Source organism: Burkholderia sp. MSMB1459WGS, assembly GCF_001534535.1.
In the GTDB taxonomy this organism is placed as follows: domain Bacteria; phylum Pseudomonadota; class Gammaproteobacteria; order Burkholderiales; family Burkholderiaceae; genus Burkholderia.
Genome location: NZ_LPMU01000023.1, coordinates 695,465 through 721,874, shown reverse-complemented (window position 1 = coordinate 721,874; position 26,410 = coordinate 695,465). Strand labels below are relative to the sequence as shown.

The following is a 26,410-nucleotide window of genomic DNA, read 5'->3' as shown; positions in this document are numbered from 1 at the left end:
CGATTCAGTTGCCGTTCGACGCGACGGTGTTGGCCGCACCGGCGCAATCGTGCTGATACTTCTGCATCAGGCGCGCCTGTGCCGAATCGATGTCGTCCGGATAGCTGCTCTCGTCGCCGGACGACGGGTTGTAACCGACGGATTCCAGCTCGTTCAGTTCGTTGACGAGCTGCCGGTGGGAGACCGGGCCTTTCGTATGCACGAACGGATAGTCATGGCATTGCGCCGACGTGAGCTTCGTCTCGGCATGCGCGCAGACGCTCGATGCGAGCATGGCGGCGCAGACGAGGTAACGGACGGGATGATTCATCTTCGGCTCCTGGATAGCGTTGGGTAGAGGCCGTACGGCAGAATGCCTGCGTCGGCCGCGAGACGAAGATTAGGCACGGTGGGCTATCTAAACGGCAGCGCGATGATGAAAGATGTTTTAGGCAAGCGCGGATCCGTCCATGCATCGGCTGTCGCATGGGAATTTAAAGAATCCTTCATGTGCGTGTTTCCGGATGGTTAGGCGCTGCGGCGTATCGTCGAGCAACGAATCGATCGATGCCGTGCGCCGCGCGGTACACGCCTGAGGTAATGCAATGAAATCAACGGTCATGATGACTGGACTGGTCGCGCTGACGTGTGCGTCGCTGCCGGCGTTCGCGAAGGTGCAGGGAACCGGGCTCGCGATCGCCGACGTGACGCTCGCGCATGCGAAAGCCGAACGGACGGATCGCGCGATCGATGCCGCACGCGATCTCGCGTCGCATCGTACGGACGGATCGGGCACACGATCTCACCAGCGCTGATCGCGCGTTGCGTCGCTCGGTTCGCAGCCGGTCGCGCCGGCCGGTGTGCACTGATGGTCACGGTACGGCATCGTGTCGCAACGGCCCGCATGCCGCGTCGTTCCCGGCCTCCGTTGCGACGACGCATCGGCCAGAATCGAAGACGGTCTGGACGCCATGCTGCCGGATATGAAACTTTCTTCACGAAGCCGATGTGCATCTTTTATGCGTGCGCGCATAAGCTCTGCACGAGCGCGTTCGGTCGTCGGGTATCGACGCGCATACGTCCCTTCGACGAAGACGAGAATCGTACATGGCATCATCCGCTTCCCCGGGCAACGAACTCAACTTGCCTGACACGCTGGCCGAGGAGCGTACGGCCATCGCGCACGTCCTCACGATCGAAGACGACGAAATCACCGCGAACGAAATAGTCAGGGAGCTGGAGGGGCGCGGCTTTACGGTCGAATGGGTGGCGAACGGGCGCGATGGCATGGCGCGCGCGCTCGGCAACGAGTTCGACGTGATCACGCTCGACCGGATGCTGCCGGTCGTCGATGGCCTCACGATCCTGACCACGATGCGCAGCGTCGGGGTGCGCACACCCGTGCTGATGCTGAGCGCGCTCGGCGATGTCGACGAACGGGTGCGCGGGCTGCGTGCGGGGGGCGACGACTACCTGACCAAGCCGTTCGATCCCGAGGAAATGGCCGCGCGCCTGGAGGTGCTGCTGCGCCGGAGCCAGGCCGCGCCGGCTCCGTTCGACACGACGCTGGTCGTCGGCCCCCTCAAGCTCGACCTGATCTCGCGCAAGGCGTTTCGCGACGGCGAAGAAATCGTGCTGTTGCCGACCGAGTATCGCGTGCTCGAATACATGATGCGCAATGCCGGGCAAACCATTACGCGGACGATGTTGTTCGAGGCCGTATGGGGCTATCACTTCGATCCCGGCACGAACCTGATCGAAGTGCACATGGGCCGGTTGCGCAAGAAGATCGATCCCCCCGATGCGAAGCAGATGATCCAGACGGTACGCGGCGCGGGGTATCGCCTTGGCTGAACCGGCTACCGTGGCGTGCGCCGCACAACAGGTCCAGCCGGCACCCGCGCGACGCTGGTACTCGAGTACGTTTCGCCTGGTGTCGGTCTATGCCGTCACGTTCTCCGTGTCGGTCATGCTGCTGCTCGGTGTCATCGCATCGGTGATCACGCACGACATGGAACGGGAAACCGACACGGTGATCGATTGGCAGATGATCTATTTCGATTCGATACAGGACGACCAGCTTGCTGCCGCGATCCTGCACCGGATCGAGCACGAGCGGATGCATACCAACTACTACGGGCTCTTTACCGCGGACGGCAGGCATATTGCCGGCGATGTGCTGGCGTTGCCCGCCGGCCTGCAGCCGAACCGCAGCGGCGTGACGCTCGATCACACGATGCCGATCGCGGGAGACCAGGTGCCGCCGGTCGTCCGCACGATGGCGGAGCGGCGCGCAAACGGCGACGTGCTGGTGCTCGGACGCGACCTCACGCACATCCTGCGAATCCGCGCGGCGATCATCCAGGCGCTGGTCGGCGGCGGGCTGCTCTGTCTTGGCACGGGCGTCGTGGGCGGCTTGATGCTCAGCGTGCGGCAAATGCGGCGTCTGAAGGAAGTCCGGCGCATCACGCAGTGCATTGCGCAGGGCGATCTCGGCCAGCGGCTGCCGGTGGGCGGACACGACGAGATCGATCTGCTGTCCCATCTCGTCAACCATATGCTCGAGGAGATCGAGCGGCTCATGAACGAGGTAAAGGGTGTCTGCGACGGCATCGCGCATGACTTGCGGACACCGCTCGCACACGTGCACACGCTGCTCGCGCAGGCGGCGCAGCGCGCGGAGCGGCTCGACGATGCCGTGCTGGAGCGTCTCGTCTCGCGTGCGCGCAACGAGACCGACGTGTTGCTCGATCGTTTCCGGGCGATGCTGCGTATCGCCGAAATCGGCTCCTTGCAGCGACGCGGCGGATTTGCGGAGCTGTCGCTGGAGGATCTGGTCGTGGACGTCGGGCAGTTGTTCGAACCGCTCGCGGATAGCCGCGCGATCCAGTTCGTGCAGTCCGTCGAGCCGGTGGCGCGGATTCACGGCGATCGCGCGCTGTTGTTCGAGGCGCTGAGCAACTTGCTCGACAACGCGCTCAAGTACACGACGGCGGGCGATACGGTACGCCTGGAGCTTCATGACACGCCGTCCGGTCCGCGCATCGACGTGATCGACAACGGCCCGGGCATCGCAGCCGACGAGCGCGACGCGGTGCTGCGGTATCGCTACCGCAGCCGTCGCACCGGGCATCTCGGCGGGGCTGGCCTCGGCCTGAGCATCGTGTCGACGGTCGTCAACGTGCACGATTTCACGCTGCGGATCGGCAATGCCGCACCCGGCACGCGCGTGACGATCGAATGCTGGCCGAGGTCGCTGGGATGATGGCCGTCCGGACGACGCTGCACGCGATCGCATATTGCAACCGCGAGGCCGGCTGACGATGCGCATCCTGCTCGCGACTTCGCCGCATCCGGAAGCGTCGTGGCTGCACAAGGCGCTGCTGGAAAGCGGGCACAGCGTGCAGCGCGCCGACGATCTGCGCGACGGCCTGTTCCTCGCGTCGCAGGAGGCTTTCGACGCGATCGTCGCGACCGCGTTCGAGCCCGGCAGCGATGCCGCGTTGCTCGGGATGCTGCCGGGTTTCGTTGCCGACGGCGGCGGCGCCGCGCTCGTGGTGCTGATCGGCGAGGCGTCGGCGCGCGAACGCATCCATATGTTGCGCGCGGGCGCCGATGCATGTTTCTGCGCACCGTATTCGTTCATCGAGCTGCACGAACGCCTGGAGGCGTTGCAGCGGCTGGCCGGGCCGCGCGATGCGGGCCGTTCGATCGCGGGTGCGTCCGCGGTCGGGACACTCGCGCGCGAGCTCAAGGACGGCAAGCTGCGCCTCGCCGTGACACGCCGGGAGTTCCTGTTGCTCGAATGCCTGATGCGTCATCCGAACGCGCCGGTGCCGCGCGACCAATTGATCCGGTATGTATGGCAGGACAAGGAGGATGTCGATCCGTCGAGCGTCAATCTCGTGGTGTCGCGGCTACGCCGTAAGCTCGCGCGGCATCTGCCCGACGTCCGCATCGATACGGTGAGCCGCTATGGCTACCAGCTGACGCTGCCGGACGCATGAGCGCGCGATATCGGCCGCGTAACCGACGCGACGGGCGCCCTGCCGGCGGCAGCGCGCCCGTCGTGCGTTTACGAGCCGAAGAAGGGCACGCAGAAGTCGGGCGGACCGACACAATTGCCGGGGCCGTCGGGCTGCGCGGAGGCACAGGCGGACAACATGGCGCCGGCGGCAATCGCGAGGAGCATGAGACGGGCAGAACGGGCGAGCAGGGAAAGCAGCTTCATGGATGGCGGGCAATGCTGGGAACAGCCGGCGTGCGCCGGGCAGCGCGCCCGGCCGCACGGTCGCACCCATCAATGCGAATAGAGCGTGGAGTTCAGGTACTTGAGCTGCCCGTCCTGTTCGGCCTGCACGAGCTCGGCATGGACCTCGGCGCGGGTCTTCTCGTGGATCGGCTGGCCGTAGGGCGGCACCCACTGGCCGGCGGCCTGCGTGCCGGGCGTGCCGTCCTTGGTGGCGGCCGGCGACATCCGGATCGGCTGACTGCCGGTCAGTGCAAACGCGGGCACGGACAGCGTGCCGATTGCCGCAAGCATGGCGGCGGCGACGATGCTGGTGGTTTTCATGTTTGGAGTCCTCATGATGATCGACTGGGCATCTCCCCGGGCGCGGCGTGTCGATGTCGGCGTCGCGCACGGGTTGAGGACAAGCATAGAGGAGGGGCGTTAGCGGATCGGCATACGCAACGTGAAAAGAAATTCATGCACAGGCGCGCATTCGCGGAGACGTGAAACCGGTATGTCGTCAAGATGAAGCAGGTTTCATTTTTCGGGCCGTTTCGATAACGGCGCTGTCATGCCCGCTGCCTAAATTGGGCACCATCGCATCGCGCACGAGCGGCCATGTCGCACGGGCCGGCGATGCGAGCAGACCGATCCACTCCAACGAAACCATCATGAAGAAATATCTGGCAATTCCGGCAGCCGTCGCGTGCCTGCTGGCGAGTTCGGCGCATGCGCAGAGCAGCGTGACGCTGTACGGCACGATCGACGCGGGCCTGGACTACATCAGCAACCAGAAATCGGCCGCGGGCGCAGGGCCCGTCTACGGCCTGCAGAGCGGCAACGTCAGCACGTCGCGCTGGGGGCTGCGCGGCAACGAGGATCTCGGCGGCGGCCTGGCCGCCGTGTTCACCCTCGAGAACGGCTTCAACGTCGCAAACGGCAAGTTCGGCAACGGCGGCGACGAGTTCGGCCGCCAGGCGTGGGTCGGCCTCGCGAGCCGCCAGTGGGGCACCGTCACGCTCGGCCGCCAATACGATTTCCTGGTCGACTTCGTCGCGCCGCTGTCGGCGACGGGGTCGGGATTTGGCGGCAACCTCGCCGATCATCCGTACGACAACGACAATCTCGCCAATGACACGCGGATGAACAACGCGGTGAAGTTCCGCAGTGCAAACTACGGCGGCTTCACGTTCGGCGGCGCGTACGGCTTCAGCAATCAGGGCGGCGGGTTCAGCAACAACAACGCATACAGCATCGGCGCGCAGTATGCGAACGGCCCGGTCGACCTCGCCGTCGCGTACCTGCAGTCGAACCAGCCGGGCGGCGTGAACGCACCGCAGAACACCGGCGGTTCGCTGAGCAGTTCGGATGGCGACGCGATGCTGGCCGGCGGCCGCTGGCGCACGTTCGGCGCCGGCGCGCACTATGCGTTCGACTATGCGTCGATCGGCCTGGTCTACACCAGAACGATCCTGAACGACCCGCGCGAGCTGTCGCAGGGCGGCGCATACGGCCGTGTGAACGGCCAGTTGCTGACCTTCAGCAACTACGAACTGAACGGACGCTACTTCGTCACGCCGGCCTTCTCGCTAGGCGGCGCCTATACGTTCACGCAGGGCCGCTTCGACGATGCGGGCCGCGGCATCGCGCCGAAGTGGAACCAGTTCATGCTGCAGGCCGACTATGCGCTGTCGCGCCGCACCGACCTCTATCTGGAAGGCGTGTACCAGCGTGTGACAGGCGCCGACGGCGTCGCGGTGCTCGGCAACGCGGGGATCTTCAACCTGGCAGCGTCAGGCAACGATCGTCAGGCCGTGGTCGCAGCCGGCATCCGTCACAAGTTCTGAGCCGCAAGTCCGACGTAAAAAAAACGGCACCCGTCCTCGCGACGGGTGCCTTGAAATGCGACACGCCTCGTCCATGTCGCGAAGGATTCAGTTCGTTGAACGAGCCGGCAGCGCGGCCGATGCTTGCGTATCGGCTGCGGCTTCATCCGCCGACCACCCGCCGCCCAGCGCGGCGATCAACCCCACCGCCGCCAGTTGCCGGCGCGTGTCCAGCTCCAGCATCGCGACCTTCGTATCCAGCTCGGTGGCCTGCGCCGTCACCACGTCGAGATAGCTGACGACGCCGTCCCGATAGCGCGACATCGACAACTGCAACGTGCGTTCGGCCGCGTCGAGCGCCTCCTGCTCGCGCTCGGCTTCGTCGCCGAGGTGGTGCGCGAGTGCGAGGTTGTCTTCCACTTGGCGGCACGCGTCGAGCACCACTGCGCGGTATTTCGCGCCGTTCTCGGCCAACTGTGCGCGCGCCTGGGCGGTGAGCGCCTGGCGCCGGCCGCCGTCGAACAGCGTCAGCGCGAGGCTGGGCCCGATCGACCAGATCTCGTTCGGCGCGCTGAGCCAGTGACCGAGGCCCGAGCTCTGGTAGCCGCCGACCAGCCCGAGCGTGATGTCGGGGAAGAACGCCGCGCGTACCACGCCGATCTTCGCGTTGGCGGCGGCCATGCGCCGTTCGGCGGCCGCCACGTCGGGACGCCGCTGCAGCAGCGTCGCGGGAATGCCGGGCGGGATCGTCGGCAGATACGCCACGTTCAGGTTCGGCGTCAGCGAGAACGACGACGCCGGCACGCCCGCGAGCGTCGCGATCGAGTGTTCGTAGAGCGCGCGCCGCGCGCGTACGTCCTCGGCCGACGCGCGGGCCGAATCGAGCTGCGTTCGCGCGCGCGAGACGTCGAGGTCGGACGCGATGCCGCCTGCGTGCCGGCTCATCGTCAGGCGCAGCGCGCGCTGGTAGGTGTCGATCGTGTCGGTCAGCAGCCGTTGTTGCTGATCGAGCCCGCGCAGGCTGAAGTACGCGCTGGCGAGGCTCGCCTGCAGGCTCAGCCGCACCGACGCGAGATCGTCGGCGCTGGCCTGGGCGTCGGCGCGCCCGGCCGCGACCTCGTTGCGGACTTTCCCCCACAAGTCGAGGTCGTAGTCGAAGCCGGCGTCGAGCGTGTTGGCGCCATAGACGTTCGGCTGGTTCGAGCCGCGCAGCGGCCGCGTGGCCGATTGACGGTTGCTCGAGACCTGCGCGCCGAGGCCGATGGTCGGGAACAGCCCCGAGCGCGCCTGATCGAACAGCGCGGCCGCCTCGTCGTGGCGGGCCACGGCTGCGGCCACGTCGGGGTTGGCCACGCTTACCTGCGCTTCGAGCCGGTCGAGCACGGGATCGCGGAACGCCTTCCACCAGCCGTCGCGCGCGATGCGGTCGGCCGGTTTCGCGGCCTGCCAGCCATCCGCTTCCTTGAAGCTGGCCGGCAGCGCCGTCTGCGGCACACGATAGGCGGGCGCGAACGAGCACGCGGACAGAAACGCGACGCCGGCGAGCAGCGCGCTGAGCCGAAGCCGGTTAGCCATGCGCACGCTCCGTATCGCGCGCGGCCGACGCGATGGCGCGGGCCGGCGCCGCGAGCCTGACCGGGTCGCCGGCCGAGAGCGAGTCGGGCGGGTTGTCGATCACGCGATCGTCCGGTGCGAGGCCGGTCGCGATCTGCACGTGCGTACCGAGGTCGGTCGCGATCGTCACGGGTTTGAACACCGCGCGATTGTCCTTGCCGACCACGGCGACCTGGAGGCCGGCCTGCCGGAAGATCAACGAGCTGGCCGGAATCGTCAACGCATGGGTGCTGTCGGCCGGCAGCGCGAAATGCACTTCGGTGTATTCGCCGGGAATCAGCTTGCCTGCAGGGTTGTCGACCATCAACTGCACGAGCAGTGTGCCGGTCGAATCGGCGATCGAGTCGTCGGTGTCGGCGAGCGTCGCACGGAAGGTCTCGCCCGGATGTTCCGGCACGGTCAGCGTGGCCGTCATGCCGGGCCGGATCGCGGCGGCCTCGCTCTGCGGCACGCTCACGTAGACGCGCATCCGGTGGACGTCGGACACGGCAAACAGCTCCGGGCCGGCGCCGCCGCCGGCCGAGATCAACTGGCCGATGTCGGTCTTGCGCGCGGTGACGACGCCGTCGAATGGCGCGACGATGCGCTTGAACGCCTCGAGCGCGTCGAGGCGTCGCACGTTGGCCTCGTTGGCGGCGACGATCGCCTGCTTGGCCGCGAGGTCGCTGGTCTTCTCGTCGGTTTCCTGCTGCGACACCGAATCCTGCGCGAGCATCCTGGTCCAGCGCGCGGCCGTGGACGCGGCAAGCTTCTCGTTGGCGAGCGCGCTCTGCAGGTCGGCGCGCGCCTGTTGCAGTTGCTGGTCGAGTTCGGGCGTATCGATCAGCCCGAGCAACTGCCCCGACTTCACGTGCGCGCCGATATCGGCGTACCACGCATGCAGGTAGCCCGACACCTGCGCGTGGATCGGCGCGCTTTCGAACGCGGACAGGTGGCCGGGCAGCACGAGCGTTGCGCCGTCTCCGCCGGTCGATGGCGTGTACGCGACCACGGTCGGCACCGCTTGTTCGGCGGACCACCGGGTCATTTCCTGTTTCGCGTGCGCGCGGCCGACGATGCCGGTCGCCACGATGCCGACCGCGATCAGCGCGGTGATCGTGGCGACGAGCTTGAGGTTGGGCAGCCGTTTCGGCGACTTGATATCGATCTCAGTGGACATGGGAAGCTCCGGACGCGGAAGGGGAGGAAGCGCGGGGCGCGTCGTGCTTCAGCGCGTCGCGCCGATGCACGAGGCTGAACACGACGGGCACGAAGAACAGCGTCGCGATCGTCGCGCACGCGAGGCCGCCGATCACGGCGCGGCCGAGCGGCGCGTTCTGCTCGCCGCCGTCGCCGAGGCCGAGCGCCATCGGCGCCATGCCGATGATCATCGCGAGCGCGGTCATCAGCACCGGGCGGAAACGCGTGAAACCGGCTTCGAGCGCGGAGGCCAGCGCGTTACCCGTTTCCGCCAGGCGCTCGCGCGCGAAACTGACGACGAGGATCGAGTTGGCGGTGGCCACGCCCATGCACAGGATCGCGCCGGTCAGCGCCGGCACCGACAGCGGCGTATGCGTGGTGAACAGCATCCACACGATGCCGGCCAGCGCCGCCGGCAGCGCCGAGACGATCACGAATGCGTCGGCCCACGAGTGGAAGTTCACGACGATCAGCAGGTAGATCAGCACGATCGCGCCCACGAGGCCGAGCAGCAGGCCGGCGAACGCGCCGTTCATGGTCTGCACCTGGCCGCGCAGCGTGACGGTCGAGCCCTTGGGCACATCCTTCGCGGTGGCCTTGACGATATCGTCGATGTCGGCCGCGACCGCGCCGAGGTCGCGCCCCTGGGTGGTCGCGTAGATGTCGAACAGCGGTTCGATGTTGTAGTGCGACACCACCGCGTTGCCGACACCCCGCGTGATCGTGGCCAGGCCGCCCAGCAGCTGGGACTGGCCGTTCGCGCCGGTGACCGGCAGGTTCTGCAGCGCCGACAGCGTGGTCATCCTGTACTGCGGCGTTTGCGCGACGATCGGATAGGACACGCCGTTGCGCGGGTTGAGCCAGTAGGTCGGGTCGACCTGGCTGGTGCCGGCGAGTGTCGCGACCACCGAGTTCGTCACGTCCTGCTCGGTGATACCGAGCTGGTCGGCGCGCGTGCGGTCGACCGTCACCGTGAACTGCGGATAGGTGCTGGCCTGCTGGATGCGCGGGTCGGCGACCCCCGCGATCAGGCGCAGCTTGCGGTACAGCTCGCGCGCATAAGCGAGGTTGGCCTGCTGGTTGGGGCCGGCCACCTGCAGGTCGACCGGGGCCGGTGCGCCGAAGTTGAGGATCTGGCTGACGATGTCGGCGGGCAGGAACGAGAACGTGGTGCCCGGATAGGCGCGCGGCAGGCGTTCGCGCAGCGTGCGCACGTAGTCGGCGGTCGGCGCGTGATCGCGCGACAGCGAGATCAGGATGTCGCCGTCCTGCGGCCCGAGCGTGCCGCTGTTGTTGTAGGTCAGGTTGATCCCGCTGTTCGGCAAGCCGATGTTGTCGATCACTTCGCGTAATTGCGCGGGCGGGATCACGCTACGAATCGTGTTTTCGATGCGGTCGAGCTCGGCGGCGGTTTCCTCGACACGCGTGCCGACCGGCGCGCGCACGTGCAGCGCGATCTCGCCGGAATCGATGGTCGGGAAGAAATTGCGGCCGAGCGACGGTGCGAGCAGGAAGGACGCGGCCACGATGCAGAGGAAGGCGGCGACGAACGGCTTGCGGCGCGTGAGCGCGAGGCCCAGCAGGATCCGGTACGACGCGCGCACGGACTCGAAGCGGCGCTCGAACGCACGCTGGAACCGCACCAGCGGATTGCGCGATGGCGGGACGTCATGCGCGCCGGTGTGGCCCGCGTGCGGGTCCATCACCGCGGCCAGTTCGCCCGATGCGTGACCGGCCGACGCATGCGGCTTGAGCAGATATTGCGCGAGCATCGGCACGAAGGTGCGCGACAGCACGAACGACGACACCATCGAGAAGATCACCGCCTTGGCCATCGGCACGAACAGAAAGCGCGAGATGCCGTCGAGCATCAGCATCGGCACGAACACGATGCAGATGCACATCAGCGAGACGAGCGCCGGCATCACGATCTGTTTCGCGCCGTCGACGATCGCGGTGCGCGTGTCCTTGCCCTGTTCGAGGTGCCAGTTCACGTTCTCGATCGTCACCGTCGCATCGTCGACGAGGATCCCGACCGCGAGCGCGAGGCCGCCGAGCGTCATCACGTTCAGCGTTTCGCCGGTGGCCGCGAGCAGCGCGATCGCCGAGAGCACGGCCAGCGGGATCGACGCGGCGATGATCAGCGTCGAGCGCCACGAGCCGAGGAACAGCAGGATCATCAGCGAGGTCAGCGCGGCCGCGATGATGCCTTCGCGCGCCACGCCGCTGACGGCGCCGTTCACGAAGGTCGACTGGTCGCCCATCGTGACGAGCTTCAGACCCGGCGGCAGCGTCTGTTCGACGAGCGGCAGCTTCGCCTTCACGCCCGCGATGATGTCGAGCGTCGATGCCGAGCCGTTCTTCAGGATGCTCATCAACACCGCGCGGTGGCCGTCCACGCGCACGATGTTGCCCTGCGGCGGGTAGCCGTCGCGCACGTGTGCGACGTCGCGGATGTAAATCGTCGTGCCGCCGACCGACTTGATCGGCAGGTCGTTCAACGCGTCGAGCGCGAGCGGGCTGTTGTTGAGCTTGATGTTGTATTCGAAGCGGCCGATCTTCTGCGTGCCGGCCGGGATGATCTGATTCTGCTGTGCGAGCGCGTGCGCGACGTCCTGCGCCGACAGCCCTTTCGACTGCAACGCCTGCGGGTCGAGGTCGATCTGTACTTCGCGCGTCTTGCCGCCGTACGGCGTCGGAATCGCGACGCCCGGCACCGACAGCAACTGCGGCCGAATGAAGTTGACCGCATAATCGCCCAGCTTCTGTTCGTCGAGCGTGTCGCTGGTCAGCGCGATCTGCAGTACGGGCACGGTCGACGCGTTGTAGTTGAGGATCTGCGGCGGCGTGGTGCCGGGCGGCATCTGCTTGAGCACTGTCTGCGAGATCGAGGTGACCTGCGCGGTCGCCGTGCGGATATCGACGGTCGGCTGGAAGAAGATCTTCACGATGCCGTAGCCGCGGAACGATTGCGACTCGATATGCTGGACGTCGTTGACCGTCGTGCCGAGCGTGCGCTCGTAGTAGGTGATCACGCGCCCGGACATGTCGTCCGGCTGCAATCCGGCGTAGTTCCAGACGACGCTGATCACCGGGATGCGGATGTCCGGGAAGATGTCGATCGGCGTGCGGACTGCAGCGAGTGGGCCCGCGATCAGGATCAGCAGCGCCAGTACGACGAACGTATAGGGCCGCGTGAGCGCGAGCCGGACAATTTTCAGCATGAGATGCTGCTCCGTTCAAAAGCGTCGTGAAGAAGAGCCGGATGTGCGCGCCTTCGGGAAAACACCGATGCGCATCCGACGACCGCATTCTGCGGAGCAGCCCCTAACAACGGGTCGCAAAAAAGATGAAACAAGTTTTAAGTAGCGGGCGGATTCAACCGAGCATGTAGCCCGAGCCTCGGATCGTGCGGATCAGCGGCGCCGCGCCTGGCCGGTTCACCTTCTTGCGCAGGCGGCCGATGTGCACGTCGATCAGGTTCGTACCGGGATCGAAGCGGCAGCCCCACACGGCCTCGAAGATCATCGTGCGCGTGAGCACGCGGCCGGCGTTGCGCATCATGAATTCGAGTACGCGGGACTCGGTCGGCAGCAGCGCGAGCTCGCGCGCGCCCAGCGTGGCGCGTCGCCGCACCAGGTCGAGCGCCAGCTCGCCGGCGCGCAGCACCGTCTCGACGTGCGTGCCGCGCGGCCGCCGGCGAATCAGCACGTCGATGCGCGCGCACATTTCTTCGAGCGAGAACGGCTTGACGAGGTAGTCGTCGCCGCCTGCGCGCAGCCCCTGGATACGCTGGTCGACGTCGGCCATCGAACTCATCACGAGTACCGGCGTATCGAGGCCGACGCCTCGCATCGTTGCGAGGATCGTCAGCCCGTCGAGGTCGGGCAGCATGCGATCGAGCGTGACGACGTCGTAGTTCGCGCTCATCGCCCGGGCCATGCCGTCGCGGCCGGTGCGCGCGATGTCGATCCGGTGGCCTTCGGCACGCAGCGTGTGCGCGATGTGATCCGCGATCAGCGGATCGTCTTCGATCGTCAGGATGTGAGCCATGGCGTACGCGATCGGCGGAATCAGGCTGCGGCAAGCTGCATGGCCGTGCGCTCGGGCGTGCGATAGTGATCGACCGCGTAGTCGATGAAGCTGCGCACTTTCGTGGACAGATAATTGCGGCTCGGGTAGAGGATCGATACGCAGCGCGGCCCGCCGTTCACGTCGTAGCGTTCGAGAATCGGCACCAAGGCGCCGCGCGCGAGATCGTCGGCAACGAGCGGATGCGGCAATTGCGCGATGCCCATGTGATTGAGCGCCGCGATCCGCACCATCGTGTTGCTGGTCGACGCCAGCGCATTGCCGGTGTCGATGCGAGAGCACCCGTCGACGTCCGAGAACGCCCAGTTGCGCGCGGCGCCATTCGACACGGTCAGCAGGCAGTGCGTATTCAGTTCGGCCGGCTCGACAGGCGTGCCGTGGCGCGCGAGGTAGTCGGGAGAAGCGACGATCACGTCGCGAACGATCGTCAAGGTGCGCGACACGAAGGTCGAGTTGACGAGGCGGTGATCGTCGCAGAAGCATACGTCGTAGCCGCCTTCCACCATGTCGACCTGGATATCGAAGGTCGTCACGTCGAATCGCACGCGCGGATGCGCGAGGCGATACGTGGAAAGCAGTGCGCCCAGCCCGGCCGCAACCGAGGTTGCCGATGCGGCGATGCGCAGCGTACCGTGCGGGTCGCGATTGACCTGCGCGAGATTCGATTCGATCTCGTCGAGCTTCTCGATGATCGCGCGGCAGCCGTCGAGATATTCGCGGCCCGTCTCGGTGAGCGACAGGCTGCGCGTGGTCCGGTTCAACAGGCGCATATTCAGATGTGCCTCGAGCATGCCGACGCTGCGCGTGACCGCGGCGGCCGACATGCCGAGCTGACGTGCGGCGAGGCTGAAGCTCGATAATTCGACCACACGCGTGAACACACGCATCGCTTGCAGTTGGTTCATGATCGGCGAGGAATGGATTTGCCGGAAATACGGGTGGCGCGTCCGTCTTCAGCGGGCTACGTCGACGCATCGCGCGGCGCCTGCCGGGGCGGGCAGCGAATTCATTATGGAAGGCACGCGGGTGCGGGACGCTAAAAAAACAGTGCTGGCCGGATGAAATTTCGTTTAGAAAGCGGCGGAGCCTCGACGGACGACGGCGCGGCGCATTTTCTAAAAGATTTCTAAAAAAAGATTCATGCGCGGATCACGAATCTTCAGGCGGCAGACGTGTACCGAGATCGATAATGGGATCAAGTAACCGCGGCAAGGACCACAGAAATGGCACAACCGTTGAGCATCAAGATGATCGAAGAGCGCGGCAAGCTCGTCGTGTTGATGTCGATCGAGCGGGGCGCGGCAGTGCTCGATCCGGAAGACGTGGACGCAGTCATCCAGTACTTGAGCCTGTTGCGCGCGTCGATGCGGCCCGCAGTGCCGGAACGTCCGCCGCACGCGCAGCAATTCGTGACGGAGATGGATCCTTGCTGGTATGCCGAGCGCCATCCGCTGGAGGGCGGCGCGGTGCTGTTGCTGCGTCATAGTGGGCTCGGCTGGGCAGGCTTCGCACTACCGCCGCGCAGCCTCGAGCGGTTGCATGGTTCGCTGACGCAGTTGCTCGAGGACGAGCAGCAAGCGATTAGCCTGCCTCACTGAATGTGCGTCGTGAACGCGCGGGCATTCGGCGCCGTCGCCACGGACCGGTTCGGCAGCAGCCCGTGCGTGAACGCCGCCGTCCGGCGCGGGCGCGCACCACGCACTATCCGCGCCCGACGAACGGCATCGCGGTCGCCATGATCGTCATGTTGAGGATGTTCGCGTCGAGCGGCAGATTCGCCATCTGGACGACCGCATTCGCGACATGCACGACGTCCATCCGCGCCTCGGGCGCGAGGCTGCCGTCCGCTTGCGGGACGCCTTGCGTCATCCGTTCGGTGAGCGCGGTGGCCGCGTTGCCGATGTCGATCTGGCCGCACGCGATGTTGTACCGGCGGCCGTCCAGCGCGAGCGACTTCGTGATCCCGGTGACCGCGTGCTTGGTGGCCGTGTACGCGATCGTATCGGGGCGCGGCGCGTGTGCCGAGATCGAGCCGTTGTTGATGATTCGGCCGCCCTGCGGCGTCTGCGTTTTCATCAGCCGCCACGCGGCCCGCGCACACAGAAAGACGCCGGTCAGGTTCGTCGCGACGACGCTGTTCCACACGTCGAGTTCGTATTCGTCGACGGAAACGACCGGGGCGTTGCGGCCGGCGTTGTTGAACAGCACATCGAGCCGGCCGAACCGTTGCGCGACTTGCGCGAACGCGTGATCGACCGAGGCTTCGTCGGTGACGTCGACGGGAAACACGTCGGCGTCGCCGCCGGCGGCGCGGATGGCGTCCTGCGTGTCGCGCAGCGACGCCTCCGTGCGTCCGAGCAGCGCGACGGTGAAGCCGGCCCGGGCGAGCGCGAGCGCCGCGGCGCGACCGATGCCGGAGCCGGCGCCCGTGACGGCGGCGAATTTCTTCGAGTCAGACATGACGGGATACCCTGCGGGTTGAGTGACGGGAGAGGTGGCCGGTCGATGCCGTCGCCACTTCGGCACTGTAGTCGAAATGCGCGATGCCCGGATTCGGGAGACATCGTGAAACGTGCTCGACGAGACGGCGGCGGCGACCATTTCTTCCGCCCGGGCGCGGCTTTCCTGCCGCGCCCGCCGGCCGTCACTTCACGCACTCCAGCGCATACTTCAACCCGTGCCCGAGCAATCCGCGCCAGACGTCCCACGTATGCCCGCCGTCGACGATGCGCAGCTCGGCCGGGTTTTGCGCACGGCGCAGATGCGTGTACAGCACGCTCGATTCCGCCTGGATCGTGAGGTCGTCGTCGCCGGCCGCGATGAACATCGGCACGCGCCAGTTTCGCGCGAAATAGCCGCGCAGCAGCGCCGGATAGTTCAGCTCGTGCCACACGCGCGAATCGAACTGCCGGTCGCCGAACACGCCGACGTAGCGCGCGGCGGAATTGAGCGGCGGCTCGTTCGCATAGATCGCGGGGCTCAGCAGCATCGCGCCGCAGAACAGGCCCGGCTCGAGCAGCGAGAAGCGCAGTGCGCCGAAGCCGCCCATCGACACGCCGCCGATCGCGCGGCCCGCGCGCTGGTTCGACACCGCGAAGTGCGCTTCGACTTCGGGCAGCAGGTCGTTGAGGAACGCGCTCTGCATTTTCTCCTTGCGGTCGACGTACCAGTCGGTGCCGCCCTGCGGCATCACGATCACGACGGGCGGGATGTCGTGGCGCTCGATCAGCGTGTCGGCGGTGGCCTGCAGCCGGCCCTGCGTGATCCAGTCGTTCGCGTTGCCCGCGTTGCCGTGCAGCAGGTACATCACCGGGTAGCGGGCGCCTTCCGCGTTGTAGCCGGGCGGCAGGTAGACCGTGTACGACCAGTCGCGCTTCAGCGATGCCGAGCGGAACGTGCGCAGCACGACGCTGCTGCCCGGATTGACGGACGGCTCCGGCGCGGAGGACGGCGTCGTCGCGGTCTGGACGGCCGGCGGCGCGGTCGATACGGCCGCAGCAGCCGCCGCCGGCGGCGCGGCATGGGCGGTGGCGATGGCGCCGGCGAGCAGGGCGATGGCGAACGGAAGGGCGAGTCGGCGCATGGCGAATCGTTTCAGGAGAGGCGCCGGCTATCGTAGCAGCGGCGCATGACGGCGCGGCGCGTCATTGCCGCGAACGGAGCGACAGCCGCGCGACGAGCGGCCCGTAGAGCTTGGCGACGAGATACAGCAGGCCCATCGCGACGGCGTCGGCGGTCAGGCCCAGCGGCACGTCGAGATAGCCTTCGGTCGCCTGGTAGAGCAGCGAATCGACCGCGAGCGAGATGCCGGTGCCCGCGACGAAGCACAGCAGCCCCTGCCGGCCGATCGTGCCGATCCACGGCATCGCGTGCGCGACCTTCTTCATCCAGCCGAGGTGCACGAGCTTGGCGGCGAGCCACGCGATCGCGAGGAAGTTCACGAGCCGCAGCACGCCGAGGTTCTGCTTGATCGACGGATCGGTGGGGAACGGCTCGATGCGCAGCCGGTAGTACGCGCCGGCCGCGACGATCGCGAGCGACGCGGCCGTCAGCAGCCAGCCTTGCGGCCGGGGCGAGAGCGTCTGGTAGACGGGCTGGCAGCGTGCGATCACGCCGAGCACGAACAGGAATTGCCACGCGAACGGATTGAAATCCCACGGCGCGCCTTCGACGGTCGGCAGGAAGCGCGCGACGTGCGGCGCCGCGTACCACAGCGATCCGCTGAACGCGAGCATCAGCCATGGCTGCGTGCGCGCGAGCGGCAGCGCGAGCGGGACGAGCAGCGCGAAGAACGCGTACATCGGCAGCACCGACGCAAGGTACGGCTGGCGGCGGAACAGCAGGATGTCGCGCAGCGCGGCGAGCGGCTTGTGCAGCAGCCCGTCGAGATCGTTGGTCGGCATGTTCGGGCCGTCGATCGCGAACGCATTCAGCACGGCCGTGATCAGCAGCATCAGGCCGGCCGTCACGAGGAACGCGCGGTAGATCTCGAATGCACGCCGGATGAAACGCTGGCGCGCGGCGGCCTCGTCGTGCCGCTCGGCGAGCGAGTTGTACGCAATGGCGGTTGCAAAGCCGCCGAGGAACACGAATACCTCGGCCGCATCGCACAGCGCGTACGCGTGCAGCGTGACGCGCGACAGAATGCTGCCGCCGATGTGGTCGACGACGATGACGAGCAGCACGAGGCCGCGGAAGAAATCGAGCTCGGCGTAGCGGCCGGCGCGGGCCGGCGCGGTCATCGGCGCGCCTTCCGGCGCGGGCCGCGGGCACGGCCGGCGCGCGCCGCGCATGAATCGGGGTGAAGCATGACTTCGTGAAGAAATGACGAACGGATGCGCATTGTGCCACCGATGCGACGCCCATCGGGTTTACGCGGATGGCCTGCCTGTCTGCCGCTGCCGATAAGCCCGGTCAGGCTATCCGCGCAACGGGGCAGTTGGACGAGCGCAACGCTTTGCGCGCGACGACCCGCACCCGATGGACGGCAGGTTTGCGTCGTGACACCATTTTGTCCTCACGCGGCCGCACACCGCGTCGTCCGCCCTGCGGGCCACCCATACACAGACCAAACATTCGCCGGGCGTTCGGCCTGCCCGGCCCTCGGCTCCGGAGATCCGTCATGAGGAAGCACGTCATTTTTGCCGCCGCGCTCGCTGCATTCGCCGCGCCGGCCTTTGCCGAGAGCAGCGTGACGCTGTACGGCGTGATCGACGAAGGCTTCAATTACACGAACAACGTCAACGTCAATGGGGTCGGAAAGACGAATTACCAGCTCGCGAGCGGCTATGCGCAGGGCAGCCGATGGGGCCTGAAGGGCAGCGAGGATCTCGGCGGCGGGCTGAAGGCGATCTTCACGCTGGAAAACGGGTTCGACGTGAACAACGGCCGGCTCGGCCAGGGCGGCCGCATGTTCGGCCGTCAGGCGTTCGTCGGGCTTTCCGAGTCGCGCTTCGGCACGCTGACGCTCGGCCGCCAGTACGATTCCGTCGTCGACTATCTCGCGCCGCTGACCGCGAACGGCAACTGGGGCGGCACGCTGTTCTCGCACCCGTTCGACAACGACAACACGGACAACTCGTTCCGCGTCAACAACACGGTCAAGTACGCGAGCCCCGACTGGAACGGCCTGACGTTCGGCGGCACGTACAGCTTCAGCAACGGCACCGGTTTCTCGAACAACCGCCAGTACAGCATCGGCGCGCAGTATTCGCTGGCCGGGCTGCAGGTCGCGGCCGCGTACCTGCAGGCGAACAACCCGGGCGTCGGCAGCGCGGGCGCGATCGCGGCCGACGACGCGAACTTCGTCGCCGATCGGCTGCGCATCTTCGGCGGCGGCGTCAACTACACGTTCGGCCCGGCCACGGTCGGCATCGTCTATACGAAGACCGACGTGAAGAATCCCGTGTCGACGGTCTACCTGCCGGCGTCGACGTTCGCCGGCCTCGGGCTGACCGCGACCAAGTTCCAGAATTTCGAGATCAACGGCAAGTACCAGCTCACGTCCGATTTCTACCTCGGCGCGCAGTACGTGTACACGGACGGCAAATACGATGCCGCGGCCGGCTCGTTCAAGCCGAAGTACCACACGGTCGGCCTGATGGCCGACTACAGCCTGTCGAAGCGCACCGACGTGTACCTGCAGGGCGCGTGGCAGAAAGTGGGCGGCGACAAGACGGGCACGGCGGCCGACGGCGGCTATGTCGTCGGGACCGACGGTCCGTCGGCGTCGTCGAACCAGTTCTCGGTGCGCGCCGCGATCCGCCACAAGTTCTGACCGGGCGGCGGCGCCGGGGCCGGGGCGAAGGGCCAGCCCCGGCACGGCCGCCGTCAATCCGCGCGGCCGCCGAGCGTTTCCGCGAGCCAGTCGACGAAGATCCGCACGCGCGGCGCGAGATGCCGGCCGTACGGAAACACTACCGACACGGGCAGCGGCCCGGCATTCCATTCCGGCAGCACCTCGACCAGCGAACCGTCGGCGAGCAGCGGCGCGAGCCCGTCGCGCGGCGCCTGGATCAGCCCGAGGCCCGCGACGCAGCACGCAAGATACGCCTGCGAGCTGTTGACCGACACGACGCTGCGCATCTTCACCGTGTGCATCTCGCCCGAATCCATGTCCGCATATTCCCAGTCCAGCTCGCGCCCCGTCCGGGTCGAGAAATAGCCGACCGCGACGTGGTCCGGCAGCTCGTCCGGCGAGCGCGGCGTGCCGTGGCGCGCGAGATAGGCGGGCGACGCGCAGTTGATCTGGGCCATCTCGCCGACGCGCCGCGCGACGAGCGACGTGTCGGACAGCACGCCGACCCGCACCGCGCAGTCGATGCCGTCCGCGACGAGATCGACGAAGCGATCGGTCGTGCTGATCGCGACGCGCAGATCGGGGTAGCGCGCGTGAAAATCCGGCAGCGCCGGAATCACCCGGTTCAGCGCGAAACGTTCGGGCAGGTCGACGCGGATCACGCCGCGCGGCGACGCGCCGGCATCCTCGAACAGCGTTTCCGCATCGTCGAGATCGGCCAGCAACTGCACGCAGCGCTCGTAATAGGTCGCGCCCTCGGCGGTCAGCGCGACGCGCCGCGTCGTGCGTTGCAACAGGCGGATCTTCAGGTGCTTTTCCAGATACTGGACGGCGTTGCTGACCGTCGGGCGCGGCAGTTGGAGTTGCTCGGCCGCTTTCGTGAAGCTGCCGAGATGGGCGACGCGCGCGAAGATGCGCATTGCTTGCAGATGGTCCATGCGGGCGAGGGCCTCGGCGGGAAAGGGAAAGGCTCCATTGTTAATCAGCGTCGAATGGTTTGGTGGAGCGTTTCGCGTTTATCGCGCGGCGTCGCGCGTCCAGAATCCGTTTCATCCACTCACCATTCGAAGGAAACGGACATGGACATGCGTCAACTGGGCCGCACCGGCCCGCAGGTATCGGCGATCGGGCTCGGCTGCATGGGGATGTCGGATTTGTACGGGCCGGCCGATCGCGACGAAAGCATCGCGACGCTGCACGCGGCGCTCGACCACGGGATCACGCTGCTCGATACCGGCGACTTCTACGGCATGGGCGACAACGAGATGCTGATCCGCGACGCGCTGCGCGGCCGTGTGCGCGATCAGGTGCTGATCAGCGTGAAATTCGGCGCACTGCGCGATCCGGCCGGCGGGTTTGCCGGCTACGACGCGCGGCCCGCGGCGATCCGGAACTTCGTCGCGTACTCGCTGAAGCGGCTCGGCACCGACTATCTCGACATCTACCGCCCGGCCCGCGTCGATCCGGCCGTGCCGATCGAGGAGACGGTGGGCGCGATCGCCGATCTCGTGAAGGCCGGGTACGTGCGTCATATCGGCCTGTCGGAAGCCGGCGCGGACACGATCCGCCGCGCGGCCGCCGTCGCGCCGATCGCCGATCTGCAGATCGAATACTCGTTGCTGTCGCGCGGGATCGAAGCAGAGATTCTGCCCGTATGCCGCGAGCTCGGCATCGGCGTGACGGCCTACGGCGTGCTGTCGCGCGGGCTGCTGGGCGGGCGCTGGAGCGCGGCGCGGCAGGGCGAGCGCGATTTCCGCGCGGCGAGCCCGCGCTTCCAGGGCGAGAACCTCGCGCACAACCTCGCGCTCGTCGATGCGCTGCGCGCGATCGCCGACGAGAAGGGCAGCAATCCGGCGCAGATCGCAATCGCATGGGCGCTGTCGCGCGGTGCCGACATCGTGCCGCTGGTCGGCGCGCGCAAGCGCACGCAACTGCAGGACGGTTTGCTGGCGACAGAATTGCAACTAACGGTCAATGATCTCGCTCGCATCGAAGCGGCGGTTCCCGCCGGGGCGGCTGCCGGCGAGCGCTATCCGGCCGCTCAGATGGCGCATCTCGATAGCGAGCAGGGCCGGGGGTGAATCTCGGGGCCGGATCGACCGGCCCGAAAAAACCCGTCCGACGGGGGCGAGCCAGCCTCAGGCAAAACCAGATGGCGGGCGGCATGACGGGCAGGCACCATCGGCGCCGTACTTACCGGACGGAATGCCTGCCATGCAAACTCATACGCTGACGATCGTCGTGCTGGTTTTCCTGCTGGCCGGCGCGGTCAAGGGCATGATCGGACTCGGGCTGCCGACGATCGCGATGGGGCTGCTGACGCTCGCGATGCCGCCGTCGGCCGCGGCGAGCCTGCTGCTCGTGCCGTCGTTCGTCACCAACGTATGGCAGTTGGGGCTCGGCCCGTCGTTCGGCGCGTTGCTGCGCCGGCTGTGGCCGCTGCTCGCGGGCCTGACGGTCGGCACGCTGGCGGGCGGGCTGCCGGCGCTCGCGGCCGGCAGCACGTGGACGCATGCGGCGCTCGGCGTGGTCCTCGTGCTTTACGGGCTGTGGGGGCTGGCGGCTGCGCGGCTGCCTGCGCCGGGCCGTCACGAAAAATGGCTGTCGGCCGTGGTCGGCTACCTGACGGGCGTCGTGACGGCCGCGACCGGCGTGTTCGTCGTACCGGCCGTGCCGTACCTGCAGGCGCTGCGGCTGTCGAAGGACGATCTGATCCAGGCGCTCGGGCTGTCGTTCACCGCGTCGACGATCGTGCTCGGCCTGCAGTTGCGCATGACGGGCGCACTGCAGACGGTCGATCTCGGCGTGTCGGCGCTCGCGCTCGTGCCCGCCCTGGCTGGAATGGCCGGCGGGCAATACGCGCGGCGCGTGATGAGCGAGAAGACGTTCAAGCGCTGTTTCTTCGTCGGGCTGATTGCGCTCGGCGCGTATATGGCGGGGTCGGGCTGGTGGTGAGCGCGCGCGTGGCCGCCGAATGATCCCGAAGCCGGTTTCGGCAACCGCCTTCGGGATCGCGGTCGCGCCGCTTACGCCGGATCGGCGTACCTCAGCGTCCATCCGACCGTGCGGGTCGCGCCCGCGCCGAGTGCGAACGGCTTCGTCGTGCAGGCGAAGTTCGAATGCAACTGCCCGATCGGCGTCGTCGACAGCGGATTCGTCGTGCCGTTTGCGGTGTCGAAGGCGGACAGCGCGCAGTTGTCGAACCCGGATGCCGCATAGCCGGTCGCGGCGCTGTTCGCGTACGTCACCGACACGCCGTCCCCGTTGGCCCGCGTCGACGCGAAATCCGCGAACGACGTGAAGTCCGTTTCGACCGCGAGGGTGCCCGCGAGCGTGCCCGAACTGAGCGTATCGCTGCGCGAGACCATGCCGTGCGCGAACGTCAGCACCGTGTGCACCTGCAGGTCGAGATCCGTCGTGTAAGCGGCGTTCTTCGACGCAAGGCGGAACTTCGTCGTATCGAAGGACACGATCACCTGGCCGTTGCTTTGCTGCACGTTCAGGTTCTTGTAGTACGTGACGGGGATGTAGGTCTTCGCGTTGTACGTCACCTGCGGGAGCAGCAGCGCATAGCCGAGGTCGGTCGTGCCGTAGATCAGCTTGTCGGAGAACGGCACCGGGTAATACGGCGTATACGAGTTGTAGTCGGGCGCCTGGCTGAGGTTCAGGTTGATCACGCGCCGGCCGTCGCGCACGGTGAGCAGCGCGGCGCTGTACGGATGCGCGGCGTCGCCCGGCTGGTTGTACCAGGTGAGCGTGTAGTGCGGCAGCGCGTCGAGCCACGCGCGGTAGTCCGCATCGGCCATCGGCGCCTGACCGCCGAAGCCGAGCTTGTTCCACCACGCGTTCACGTACAGGTACTGGTGCAGCAGGCTGAAGTTCTCGCCCATCACGCGCGGCTTGCCGCGATACGCGTCGGTGCCGCGGCCCTTGACCCACATGTTGACCGATGGCGTCGGCAGCGACGGGTCGTACCAGTACGTGTCGAAACGACGCGCGGCCTGGTAGATGAATGCATACGCAACCTGTTTCTCGCGATCGGTCAGCACGCCGGCATTGGCCGCAGCCGTCAGTACCTCCATGAACGCGGAATCGCCGTATGGGCCGATCGAGCGGCCGTAGTTGAAGCCCTGGCCGTCGGCGTTCAGCTGCGGCAGGATCAGGTCGACCGACTTGCGCAGATAACCCTTCAGCTCCGGCGTGAGATTCGCTTCGTTGCCCATTTCGAACGTGCGCTCGACCACTTCGCCGATCAGCAGCGTGCTGTAGCGGTCGAAGCGCGCCTGATCGTAGTAGGTCGTGTGCGTGTTCGATGCTTCGTCGGAGAAGCCACCCGACGAGTCGTTGCGGATGTGGTTCGTCAGCGTGTACAGCAGCGCGTCGCGCGCGCTCATCGTCGCGACCGCCGGATCGGTTTTCGACGCGAACGACGGGCTGCTCCAGCCGAGCTTCTGGCGCAGTCCGGCGATTCCGTAGGACACCGCATAGTAGTTCTGCGCGGTGTTGAGCGACGCGATGTCGATCGGCGTGCCGGCGGCCGGGCACGTCGTGGTCTTGCCGCTCGCGTCGGGGCCGAACATGTCGCAGAAGGTGAGGCGCTGCTGCAGCGTCGCAAGCATCGCATCGCTGAAGACTTCGTTGAGCATCCCGTGCGCCTTCAGGTTGTTCAGCGCGACGAGGTAGTAGTACTCGCCCCACGACGTGTTCGCATACGTGTAGTTGCTGCCCGATTGCGCCATCATCGCGGTCGTGATGGTCTGGTACGTCGCGAGGTAGCTCGCGTATTGCGGGTCGTTCTTCGACTTCATGTCGATCAGGATGTACGACAGGCCGAGCGCGAGCTTGCCGGGCAGGAATTTGTCGCCGGTATTCGTGTCGAGCACGTGGACGGGCGTGCCGTCGCCGAGATCCATCACGACCTGCGTGAAGTCGGGCGATTTCCGGATCAGATCGAACAGCGCACGCATCTGCCCCATCATCGTGAGCGGAACGTTCGTGCCGGCCGGCACGCTGGTGTCGGGCGCGCCATAGACGAGCGCCTGCAGCGAGTTCGATGCGAGCGCGGGCGGGGTGGACGGCGGGGACGACGGCGGGGGCGACGGCGGCGTGTCGGTCACGTCGTTGCCGCCGCACGCGCTGACGAGCACGACGGAAAGGGCGCTGAGCGCGGCGCCGAGCGCGAATCTGCTGCGCTGATACATGGTGTCTCCGGTTTTGAATAGTGGTGAAGGACGGGCACGTGTGGCCGATGCCGCGCTCGATGCCCGTACCCGGCTTCCGCCTTGCAACCCTGATCCCTGAAGACGGACGGCCTGAATCACAAATCGAGCGGGCAAGCGTTTCCCCTGCGCGGGCCGAGACCGGCGTCGCACTTCGGTATTGGAAAACGTTTTCCAAATTTAGGCATCGATCGGCGCGATGTCAATGAACTTTCTCGTCGGAGACGCCGGTAGAAACCCGAATGGCGGGAGCGGAGGAGGCGGAATGGAATCGGGATTACACGAAATCGTCGGGATTTTTCTTGATGATCGCGTGTTCACCGCGCGCGATGAACCGGCTTGGGCGCGGCGGAAGCGCGCATCGCATGGAAAGGGGTTCTCGATGGATAATGAGAGAAAACGTTATCCATAAGAATCGAAGTGCATTGAGCCGCCGCTGCCCACCGGCCGCCGCGGGCGACGCCCCTGCTTCGACGACGTTCAAAGCTGCTTTTCGATCGCCGCCTTGTCGATCACCGACCACACCTGGCGGATCTTGCCTTCGTGAAACTCGTAGAACACGTTTTCGGCGAACGTGACCTTGCGGCCGTCGACGGCGAGCCCCATGAATGTCCCTTTCGGCGAACACGCGAAGCGCAGGCGGCACGCGACGTGCGGCGGGTCGCACGCGAGCAACCGGATCTCGAAACGGAGATCGGGGATGTCGCGGAAGTCCTGTTCCAGCATCGCGCGGTAACCGGCGAGGCCGAGCGGCCGGTCGTTGTGGATCACGTCGCCGGACACGTACTCGCCGAGCGCCGCCCAGTCCTGCCGGTTCAGGCAGTCGATATACGCGCGATAACGGGTTGCGAGATCGATATCGGTCATGGCGATGTCTCCGTATGTCGATGGGGCGAGTCGAGTGCGGCGCGCGTCACCGCGGCGGCGCGTCGCCCGACAAAAACGCGACGAACTCGCGCGTGTACTTCGGCAGTGCATCGAACGACCGCGCGCAGAGCGTCAGTTTCCGATGGCTCCACGGATCGGACAGTTCGACGAGCCGCACGTCCATCGTCTGCATCGCGCGCTCGGCCGCGTGCCGCGACACGATGCCGATGCCCACGCCGCTCGCGATCACGCGGCAGATCGCGTCGAAGCTCTTCAACTGCACGCGATAGCGGATCCGTTTGCCGAGCGCGCGCGCCTGGTCGGCCAGATGCACTTGCAGCGCGCTGCCGTCGGTGAGGCCGATGAAGTCTTCGCCGGCGATGTCGTCGAACGCGACCTTGTCGCGCGACGCGAGCGGATGCGCGGCCGGCGCGACGACGATCAGCCAGTCTTCGCGGAACGGCTTCTGTTCGAGTCCGCCGAGCCCGACCGAATCGGCGACGATGCCGACCTCGGCCGTCTTGTTGCGGATCGCATGCACGATCTCCTGGCTCGAGCGCTCCTCGACGCTGATCGACAGTTTCGGGTGGTGCGGCAGGTACTCGGCCAGTGCGTCCGGCAGGTATTCGCTTAGCGACGCGGTGTTGCACAGCAGCCGGATATGGCCGCGCAGCCCCTGGCCGTATTGCTGCAGCTCGCCACGCATGTGATCGATCTGCTGCAGCACGGTGCGTGCGTGATGTTCGAGCGCGCGGCCCGCATCGGTCGCCTGCGCGCCCGACTTGGTCCGGTGCAGCAGCGGCACGCCGAGTTCGTCCTCCATCCCGCGAATGCGTTCGCTCGCCGCCTGTAGCGTGATGTGCGTTCGTTCGGCGCCGCTCGTGATCGTGCCGGCTTCGCAGATATTGAGGAAAAGCCGCAGGTCGGTCAGGTCGAAGCGCATGATGGGCGAAGCGATGGGTGAGAGTGGTCGATAAGTTAGCAGGAACCGCCGCGCCGGTCTCAGGGGCCGCCTGAGACCCGGTTCGCCGCTTCCGCATTTTCGGGGCGCGATCGATGGCCGATGATGGACGCACATCCGTTGGGGAGCCTGTCATGCAGACCG

Annotated in this window: 24 protein-coding genes; 9 read left to right on the top strand and 15 right to left on the bottom strand. The window is 66.8% G+C overall.

Annotated features, from left to right (window positions below):
• Positions 1-4 precede the first annotated feature (4 nt).
• Positions 5-310: a DUF4148 domain-containing protein gene (locus WT97_RS10840; RefSeq protein ID WP_059500280.1), complete on the bottom strand. Its 306-nt coding sequence runs from the start codon at positions 308-310 to the stop codon at positions 5-7.
• Between the two features lie 289 nt (positions 311-599).
• On the opposite strand from WT97_RS10840, the gene WT97_RS10835 reads away from it, so the two are divergent.
• The 4 genes from WT97_RS10835 to WT97_RS10820 all read left to right on the top strand — a co-directional run bounded on the left by WT97_RS10835 (position 600) and on the right by WT97_RS10820 (position 3,986).
• Complete coding sequence (locus tag WT97_RS10835; RefSeq protein WP_257128478.1) at positions 600-794, top strand: hypothetical protein; 195 nt, start codon at positions 600-602, stop codon at positions 792-794.
• 361 nt (positions 795-1,155) lie between these two features.
• Positions 1,156-1,833 carry a response regulator transcription factor gene (locus WT97_RS10830; protein ID WP_034206160.1) on the top strand — a complete coding sequence of 226 codons (678 nt, stop codon included), beginning with the start codon at positions 1,156-1,158 and terminating at the stop codon, positions 1,831-1,833.
• Entirely contained in the window at positions 1,826-3,244 is a 1,419-nt protein-coding gene (locus tag WT97_RS10825; protein ID WP_060353407.1) for a HAMP domain-containing sensor histidine kinase, read from the top strand. The genes WT97_RS10830 and WT97_RS10825 overlap by 8 nt, the downstream gene beginning before the upstream one ends.
• 58 nt (positions 3,245-3,302) lie before the next feature.
• The gene (locus tag WT97_RS10820; protein ID WP_060353406.1) at positions 3,303-3,986 is read left to right on the top strand and encodes a response regulator transcription factor; all 684 of its coding nucleotides are present in this window, start codon (positions 3,303-3,305) and stop codon (positions 3,984-3,986) included.
• Positions 3,987-4,054: 68 nt separating this feature from the next.
• On the opposite strand, the gene WT97_RS34550 is transcribed toward WT97_RS10820, so the two are convergent.
• Positions 4,055-4,210, bottom strand: a complete 156-nt coding sequence (locus tag WT97_RS34550; RefSeq protein WP_179949769.1) for a hypothetical protein — start codon at positions 4,208-4,210, stop codon at positions 4,055-4,057.
• Positions 4,211-4,279: 69 nt separating this feature from the next.
• Entirely contained in the window at positions 4,280-4,552 is a 273-nt protein-coding gene (locus WT97_RS10815; RefSeq protein ID WP_059500284.1) for a DUF4148 domain-containing protein, read from the bottom strand.
• 329 nt (positions 4,553-4,881) lie between these two features.
• Here WT97_RS10815 and WT97_RS10810 point away from each other — a divergent pair, with 329 nt between their 5' ends.
• Positions 4,882-6,057: a porin gene (locus tag WT97_RS10810; RefSeq protein ID WP_060353471.1), complete on the top strand. Its 1,176-nt coding sequence runs from the start codon at positions 4,882-4,884 to the stop codon at positions 6,055-6,057.
• A gap of 87 nt (positions 6,058-6,144) precedes the next feature.
• On the opposite strand, the gene WT97_RS10805 is transcribed toward WT97_RS10810, so the two are convergent.
• The 5 genes from WT97_RS10805 to WT97_RS10785 all read right to left on the bottom strand — a co-directional run bounded on the left by WT97_RS10805 (position 6,145) and on the right by WT97_RS10785 (position 13,826).
• On the bottom strand, positions 6,145-7,611 hold the full coding sequence (locus WT97_RS10805) for an efflux transporter outer membrane subunit (protein WP_060353405.1): 1,467 nt from the start codon (positions 7,609-7,611) through the stop codon (positions 6,145-6,147).
• On the bottom strand, positions 7,604-8,809 hold the full coding sequence (locus WT97_RS10800; RefSeq protein ID WP_060353404.1) for an efflux RND transporter periplasmic adaptor subunit: 1,206 nt from the start codon (positions 8,807-8,809) through the stop codon (positions 7,604-7,606). The genes WT97_RS10805 and WT97_RS10800 overlap by 8 nt, the downstream gene beginning before the upstream one ends.
• Complete coding sequence (locus WT97_RS10795) at positions 8,799-12,053, bottom strand: efflux RND transporter permease subunit (protein ID WP_060031827.1); 3,255 nt, start codon at positions 12,051-12,053, stop codon at positions 8,799-8,801. The genes WT97_RS10800 and WT97_RS10795 overlap by 11 nt, the downstream gene beginning before the upstream one ends.
• Before the next feature lie 154 nt (positions 12,054-12,207).
• Positions 12,208-12,882 (bottom strand): response regulator transcription factor, encoded by a 675-nt coding sequence (locus WT97_RS10790; protein ID WP_059500288.1) that lies wholly within the window; start codon positions 12,880-12,882, stop codon positions 12,208-12,210.
• 20 nt (positions 12,883-12,902) lie between these two features.
• Positions 12,903-13,826, bottom strand: a complete 924-nt coding sequence (locus WT97_RS10785; protein ID WP_060353403.1) for a LysR family transcriptional regulator — start codon at positions 13,824-13,826, stop codon at positions 12,903-12,905.
• 318 nt (positions 13,827-14,144) lie between these two features.
• On the opposite strand from WT97_RS10785, the gene WT97_RS10780 reads away from it, so the two are divergent.
• Positions 14,145-14,519 (top strand): hypothetical protein, encoded by a 375-nt coding sequence (locus WT97_RS10780; RefSeq protein ID WP_060031821.1) that lies wholly within the window; start codon positions 14,145-14,147, stop codon positions 14,517-14,519.
• Between the two features lie 103 nt (positions 14,520-14,622).
• On the opposite strand, the gene WT97_RS10775 is transcribed toward WT97_RS10780, so the two are convergent.
• The 3 genes from WT97_RS10775 to WT97_RS10765 form a co-directional block, all read right to left on the bottom strand.
• A complete protein-coding gene (locus WT97_RS10775) occupies positions 14,623-15,381 on the bottom strand; it encodes an SDR family oxidoreductase (RefSeq protein WP_060353402.1) in 759 nt (252 codons plus the stop codon).
• 184 nt (positions 15,382-15,565) lie between these two features.
• A complete protein-coding gene (locus WT97_RS10770) occupies positions 15,566-16,504 on the bottom strand; it encodes an esterase family protein (protein WP_060353401.1) in 939 nt (312 codons plus the stop codon).
• Between the two features lie 61 nt (positions 16,505-16,565).
• Complete coding sequence (locus WT97_RS10765) at positions 16,566-17,663, bottom strand: OpgC domain-containing protein (RefSeq protein ID WP_060353470.1); 1,098 nt, start codon at positions 17,661-17,663, stop codon at positions 16,566-16,568.
• Between the two features lie 380 nt (positions 17,664-18,043).
• Between WT97_RS10765 and WT97_RS10760 the strand changes: the two genes are divergently transcribed.
• A complete protein-coding gene (locus WT97_RS10760) occupies positions 18,044-19,198 on the top strand; it encodes a porin (protein WP_059500293.1) in 1,155 nt (384 codons plus the stop codon).
• Positions 19,199-19,251: 53 nt separating this feature from the next.
• Here the strand turns inward: WT97_RS10760 and WT97_RS10755 are convergent, their stop codons facing one another.
• Positions 19,252-20,157, bottom strand: a complete 906-nt coding sequence (locus WT97_RS10755; protein WP_059500294.1) for a LysR family transcriptional regulator — start codon at positions 20,155-20,157, stop codon at positions 19,252-19,254.
• 141 nt (positions 20,158-20,298) lie between these two features.
• Here WT97_RS10755 and WT97_RS10750 point away from each other — a divergent pair, with 141 nt between their 5' ends.
• Entirely contained in the window at positions 20,299-21,300 is a 1,002-nt protein-coding gene (locus WT97_RS10750) for an aldo/keto reductase (protein ID WP_060031809.1), read from the top strand.
• Positions 21,301-21,433: 133 nt separating this feature from the next.
• On the top strand, positions 21,434-22,174 hold the full coding sequence (locus WT97_RS10745; protein ID WP_060031806.1) for a sulfite exporter TauE/SafE family protein: 741 nt from the start codon (positions 21,434-21,436) through the stop codon (positions 22,172-22,174).
• Positions 22,175-22,245: 71 nt separating this feature from the next.
• On the opposite strand, the gene WT97_RS10740 is transcribed toward WT97_RS10745, so the two are convergent.
• The 3 genes from WT97_RS10740 to WT97_RS10730 form a co-directional block, all read right to left on the bottom strand.
• Entirely contained in the window at positions 22,246-24,420 is a 2,175-nt protein-coding gene (locus WT97_RS10740; protein WP_059789619.1) for a hypothetical protein, read from the bottom strand.
• A 498-nt stretch (positions 24,421-24,918) separates the two neighbouring features.
• A complete protein-coding gene (locus tag WT97_RS10735; RefSeq protein ID WP_059500298.1) occupies positions 24,919-25,305 on the bottom strand; it encodes an ester cyclase in 387 nt (128 codons plus the stop codon).
• 46 nt (positions 25,306-25,351) lie between these two features.
• The gene (locus tag WT97_RS10730) at positions 25,352-26,248 is read right to left on the bottom strand and encodes a LysR family transcriptional regulator (protein ID WP_059500299.1); all 897 of its coding nucleotides are present in this window, start codon (positions 26,246-26,248) and stop codon (positions 25,352-25,354) included.
• Positions 26,249-26,410: the final 162 nt, after the last annotated feature.